The sequence below is a fragment of the Kitasatospora sp. NPDC004240 genome (genome assembly GCF_053603215.1).
In genome coordinates this window covers 1-5,035 of record NZ_JBSGFD010000353.1, presented here as the reverse complement: position 1 = coordinate 5,035, position 5,035 = coordinate 1, and the positions used below count along the sequence as shown (strand labels likewise).

Sequence of the window (5,035 nt, the reverse complement as noted above, 5' to 3'; positions counted from 1 at the left end):
GTACTCGCTACGAGTACGCCCCCTCCCGTCGTGCTGTGCGCCCGTGGCGGCCGCCTCGGTCCCGCCCGGGTCCCGCGTCAGTCCCGCGCCGCGGGCTCCTGGACGGCCGGCTGCTCGGCCGGCTCCCCTTCCCCGGGGATCTCCGCCTTGATGGGCGGCGGCGCCTTCAGCAGGATCTGCCAGGTCACGTAGATCGCCAGCAGCATCGGCGGGATCCCGAGCGCGACCTTGAGCCAGCCGAGCAGGTTCACGTTGCCCGTGAAATACAGCGGGAAGAGGATCAGCGGCTTGATGCCCATGATCACCACCCAGGCCCAGGTGGCCTTGGTGTACGCGGCCAGCCGGCCCGGGTTCTGCGTCCGCCAGGTGAACATCTCACCGGTCGCCGGACCGACGATCACACCGATCAGCGGCCAGCGGGTCAGCGCGGAGACCGCCAGCGCGATGCAGTACCCGACGCTGTAGAGCAGCCCCGGGAGGTAGAAATTCTCGGCCTTGCCGGTGAACATCGAGATCGCCGCGCTGAGGGCGACCCCGAACAGGCCGCCGAAGGCGTGCTTCGTCGTCCCCCTGGTCACCAGCCGCACCAGGACCAGCGCCACCGTCAGCCCGACCGCGGCGAGCGCCGCCGTCGGGATCTTGTGCGTGATGTTGAAGAGGACGATGAAGACCAGGCCGGGCAGCGTGGTCTCGACCATCCCCCGGACACCGCCGAAGGCCTGCATCAGGGTCGCGCCGATGTCCTCGGGCGACTCCTGCCGGGCAGGCCCGCCGTCGGCCGCGGCCAGGTCGGAATGGGCGGCGCTCTCGCCGCCGTACTGCTTGCTCACGCTCACTCGCTCCCGTGTCCGACCGGACGCAGTTCGTAGCGGGGGTTGAACAGCACGCGGCGCCCGCGTGCGTGGCTGATCCGGCCACTGGCGACGAGCCGGCGACCGGGTTCTATGCCCGCGATCGAACGGCGGCCGAGCCAGACCACGTCCAGCGCCTCGGTGCCGTCGAAGAGCTCGGCCTCCAGCGCGGGCACACCGGCCCGGGGCCGGAGGGTCACCGTCCGCAGGGTGCCGGCGACGGTGACCAGTTGACGGTCCCCGCAGCGGGCGATCGGAGTGCAGCCCGACTCCGCCGCGCTCTCCTGGCGCAGCTCCTCCGCGTCCAGCTCCTCGGAGGAGGAGGTGAGGCGGTTGAGCAGCCGGCGGAAGCGGCCCTGCGGCTGGTCGCTGCTGATGTCACCACTCATGCCCGAAGGGTACCGGTTTCCGGGCACCCGGCGGCAGGCCGCCAGGTCAGCGGCCCGCCGCTCCCCGGCCTCCGGTGCCCCGGCCCCGGATCGGCCCGCGCCGGTCCGCGTCATCCCTCGAAGCGGTAGCCCATCCCCGGCTCGGTGATGAAGTGCCGCGGGTGCGAAGGGTCCCGCTCCAGCTTGCGGCGCAGCTGCGCCAGGTAGACCCGCAGGTAGTTGGTCTCGGTGCGGTAGGCCGGGCCCCAGACCTCCTGGAGCAGCCGGGTCTGGCTCACCAGCCGCCCGGCGTTGCGGACCAGCACCTCCAGCAGGTGCCACTCGGTCGGGGTGAGCCGTACGTCGGTGCCGTCCCGGTTGACCTTCTTCGCCGCCAGGTCGACGGTGAAGCTCTCGGTCACCACCACCGCGTCGTCCTCGCCCGCCACCGGCTCGGCCCGGCGGACCGCGGCCCGCAGCCGCGCCAGCAGCTCGTCCATGCCGAACGGCTTGGTCACGTAGTCGTCGGCGCCCGCGTCCAGCGCCTCGACCTTCTCGTCGGAGGCGTGCCGGGCGGAGAGCACGATGATCGGCACCCTGGTCCAGCCGCGCAGACCCTTGATCACCTCGACGCCGTCCATGTCGGGCAGCCCGAGGTCGAGGACGACCACGTCCGGGTGGCGGGCGGCCGCCAGCTCCAGCGCGCCGGCCCCGTCGTGGGCCGCGTCGACCTCGTACTTACGGGCCTTGAGGTTGATCACCAGTGCGCGGACGATCTGCGGTTCGTCGTCCACGACGAGGACCCGGGTCATGCCGGCTCCGCCTTTCAGTGCTGTCGGACGTACGGCTGTCAGACGTACGGCTGTCGGACGTAAGGGATGGACGGGCCCCGGTCAGGTGAGGGCCGATTCGGTCGGGCCAGTCGGGCCCGTGGGCGGACGGGCCCGCTGCGTGCGGCCGGCGACGGGCAGCGTGACCACCATGGTCAGCCCGCCGCCCGGGGTGTCCTCCGCCACGACGGTGCCGTCCATGGCCTCGACGAAGCCGCGCGCCACGGCGAGACCCAGGCCCACGCCCGCGCCGCGCGGGGCGTCCCCGTACCGCTGGAACGGCGCGAAGATCCGTTCCTTGGCCTCCTCCGGCACACCCGGCCCGCGGTCCACGATCCTCAGCTCGACCCGGCCTCGCCCGCCCGCCGGATGCAGCGCGTCGGCCCTGACGAGCACCCGCACACCCGGCGGGCTGTACTTCACGGCGTTCTCCACCAGGTTGGCCAGCGAGCGCTCCAGCAGCCCGCCGTCCGCCAGGACCATCGGCAGGCTCTCCCGCACGTCCAGCCGTACGGCCTCCGGCGGCACCCCGCCGAGCGCGAGGGGCACCACCTCGTCCAGGTCGGTCTCCTGGATCAGCGAGGTGACCGTCCCGGTCTGCAGCCGGCTCATGTCCAGCAGGTTGTTGATCAGGTGGTCCAGCCGGTCGGCGCCGGCCTCGATCCCGGCCAGCAGCTCCGCCTCGTCCGCCTCGTCCCACTCCACGTCCGCCGACCGCAGCGAGCTGACGGAGGCCTTGATCCCGGCCAGCGGGGTGCGCAGGTCGTGCGAGACCGCCGCCAGCAGCGCGGTGCGGATCCGGTTGCCCTCGGCCTCCCGGCGGGCGGCCAGCGCCTCCCGGGCCAGCCGGCGACGCTCCAGCAGCACCGCGGCCTGCGCGGCGAAGGCGCCCAGCAGCCGGCGGTCCTCCGCGGGCAGCACCCGGCCCCGCAGGACCAGCGCCAGCGTGTCCCCCACCGGCACGTCCACGTCCGCCGCCTCGGGACGCCCCGGCGCGTCCGGCCCCGCCGACGCCACCGTCCGCCACGGGCCGTGCTCGTCCGGGCGCTCCAGCAGCGCGGCCGAGCCCTGCTGGAAGGTCTCCCGCACCTGCTCCAGCAGCGCCGTCAGCACCCCGTCCCCGCTCGGCGCGCCCCGCAGCACGGTGCCCGCGAGCGCGCTCAGCGTCTGCGCCTCCGCCTGGCTGCGCGCCGCCTGGTGGGTGCGCCGGGCGGCCAGGTCCACCACCGAGGCCACCGCGATGCCGACGGCGGTGAATATCGCCACCGCCAGGATGTTCTGCGGCTCGTCGATGGTGAACGTGTGGACCGGTGGGGCGAAGTAGTAGTTCAGCGCGGAGGAGCCGACCAGTGCCGAGGCGATCGCCGGGAACAGCCCGCCCACCAGCGCGGCGCACACCGTCAGCGACAGGAACAGCAGCATGTCGGTGGTGAGCCCGAGCCCCTCGACGTGCGTCAGCAGCAGCGCCAGCAGCGGCGGGCCCGCCAGGCCGATCAGCCAGCCCGCGACCGTCCGGGTCCGGCCCAGGTCGGTGACCCGGCGGATCGGCACCCGGCCACGCCCCTTGGCGGCGTGCTCGTGCGTGACGATGTGGACGTCTATGTCACCCGACGCCCGGGTCACCGTGGTGCCCACCCCGGGCCCGTAGACGTACTGCCAGGCCGGACGGCGGCTGGTGCCCAGCACGATCTGGGTGGCGTTCACCCCGCGCGCGAACTCCAGCAGCCCCGCCGCCGGGTCGTCGCCCAGCACGGTGTGGAAGCTGCCGCCCAGGCTCTCCACCAGCGCCCGCTGCTCGATCAGCGTCCGCGGGGAGCCTGCTCCCGACCCGGCCAGCCCGTCCGAGCGGGAGATGTGGACGGCCAGCAGCTCACCGCCCGACCCCCGGGCGGCGATCCGGGCCGCCCGCCGGATCAGCGTGGCCCCCTCGGGCCCGCCGGTCAGCCCGACGACGATCCGCTCACGGGCCTGCCAGGTGCCCTCGATGCCCTGCTCGGCCCGGTACTTCTGCAGGTACTCGTCGACCCGGTCGGCCGTCCACAGCAGTGCCAGCTCGCGCAGCGCGGTGAGGTTGCCCGGACGGAAGTAGTGGGCGAGCGCCGCGTCGACCTTCTCCGGCGCGTACACGTTGCCGTGCGCCAGCCGCCGGCGGAGCGCCTGCGGGTCCATGTCGACCAGCTCGATCTGGTCCGCCCGCCGCACCACCTCGTCCGGGACGGTCTCGCGCTGGCGCACCCCCGTGATGCCCTCGACCGCGTCGCCCAGCGACTCCAGGTGCTGGATGTTCACGGTCGATATCACGTCGATCCCGGCCGCCAGCAGTTCCTCGACGTCCTGCCACCGCTTCTCGTTGCGGCAGCCCGGCACGTTGGTGTGCGCCAGCTCGTCCACCAGCGCCACGGCCGGGGCCCGCCGGAGCACCGCGTCCAGGTCCATCTCGGTGAACCCGGCGTCCCGGTGCGTCAGCTCCCGGCGCGGGACGACCTCCAGTCCGCCGACCATGCCCGCCGTCCGTTGCCGCCCGTGGTGCTCCACGAAGCCCACCACGACGTCCGTCCCGCGGGCCAGCCGGCGGTGCGCCTCGGCGAGCATGGCGTACGTCTTCCCGACTCCGGGGGCCGCCCCGAGGTAGATCCGCAGCCTGCCGCGTCCCATGTGCACCATTCTTGATCCGGCCCGCCGGGTACCGTCCCGGACACGTGTTCACCCTCGCCTTCGAGACTACGGCGCGACGGGCGATTCACCGGCGATCCGGCCGCCGAACGGGCAGTCTTAGCGCGATGTTGACGGGTGACAGGGCTGCACGGTCCTGCCGGCGAGCATCGGCCGGTTTTTCCCGCGTTTTCCCCGGAAATGCGAGAAACCCCGCCCGGGTGACCCGGGCGGGGTTGCTCTGAATGATCGTTCGGCGGCGTCCTACTCTCCCACAGGGTCCCCCCTGCAGTACCATCGGCGCTGTGAGGCTTAGCTTCCGGGTTCGGAATGT

Annotated in this window: 4 protein-coding genes and 1 rRNA gene; all 5 read right to left on the bottom strand. The window is 73.2% G+C overall.

The features are described from left to right. Positions 1-77 precede the first annotated feature (77 nt). On the bottom strand, positions 78-830 hold the full coding sequence (locus ACWEQL_RS40985) for a DUF3159 domain-containing protein (RefSeq protein ID WP_452156488.1): 753 nt from the start codon (positions 828-830) through the stop codon (positions 78-80). A 2-nt stretch (positions 831-832) separates the two neighbouring features. Next, complete coding sequence (locus ACWEQL_RS40980; protein WP_452156486.1) at positions 833-1,240, bottom strand: OB-fold nucleic acid binding domain-containing protein; 408 nt, start codon at positions 1,238-1,240, stop codon at positions 833-835. Between the two features lie 110 nt (positions 1,241-1,350). Next, the gene (locus tag ACWEQL_RS40975; protein WP_452156484.1) at positions 1,351-2,031 is read right to left on the bottom strand and encodes a response regulator; all 681 of its coding nucleotides are present in this window, start codon (positions 2,029-2,031) and stop codon (positions 1,351-1,353) included. Positions 2,032-2,112: 81 nt separating this feature from the next. Further along, positions 2,113-4,704: an ATP-binding protein gene (locus ACWEQL_RS40970; protein WP_452156482.1), complete on the bottom strand. Its 2,592-nt coding sequence runs from the start codon at positions 4,702-4,704 to the stop codon at positions 2,113-2,115. A gap of 248 nt (positions 4,705-4,952) precedes the next feature. Continuing rightward, positions 4,953-5,035 (bottom strand): 5S ribosomal RNA (gene rrf, locus ACWEQL_RS40965); the annotation flags it as partial.

Excerpts from the sequence above, each read along its gene's own strand:
- ACWEQL_RS40980 (WP_452156486.1), bottom strand. The coding sequence starts at position 1,240 with ATGAGTGGTGACATCAGCAGCGACCAGCCGCAGGGCCGCTTCCGCCGG.
- ACWEQL_RS40975 (WP_452156484.1), bottom strand. The coding sequence starts at position 2,031 with ATGACCCGGGTCCTCGTCGTGGACGACGAACCGCAGATCGTCCGCGCA.
- ACWEQL_RS40970 (WP_452156482.1), bottom strand. The coding sequence starts at position 4,704 with ATGGGACGCGGCAGGCTGCGGATCTACCTCGGGGCGGCCCCCGGAGTC.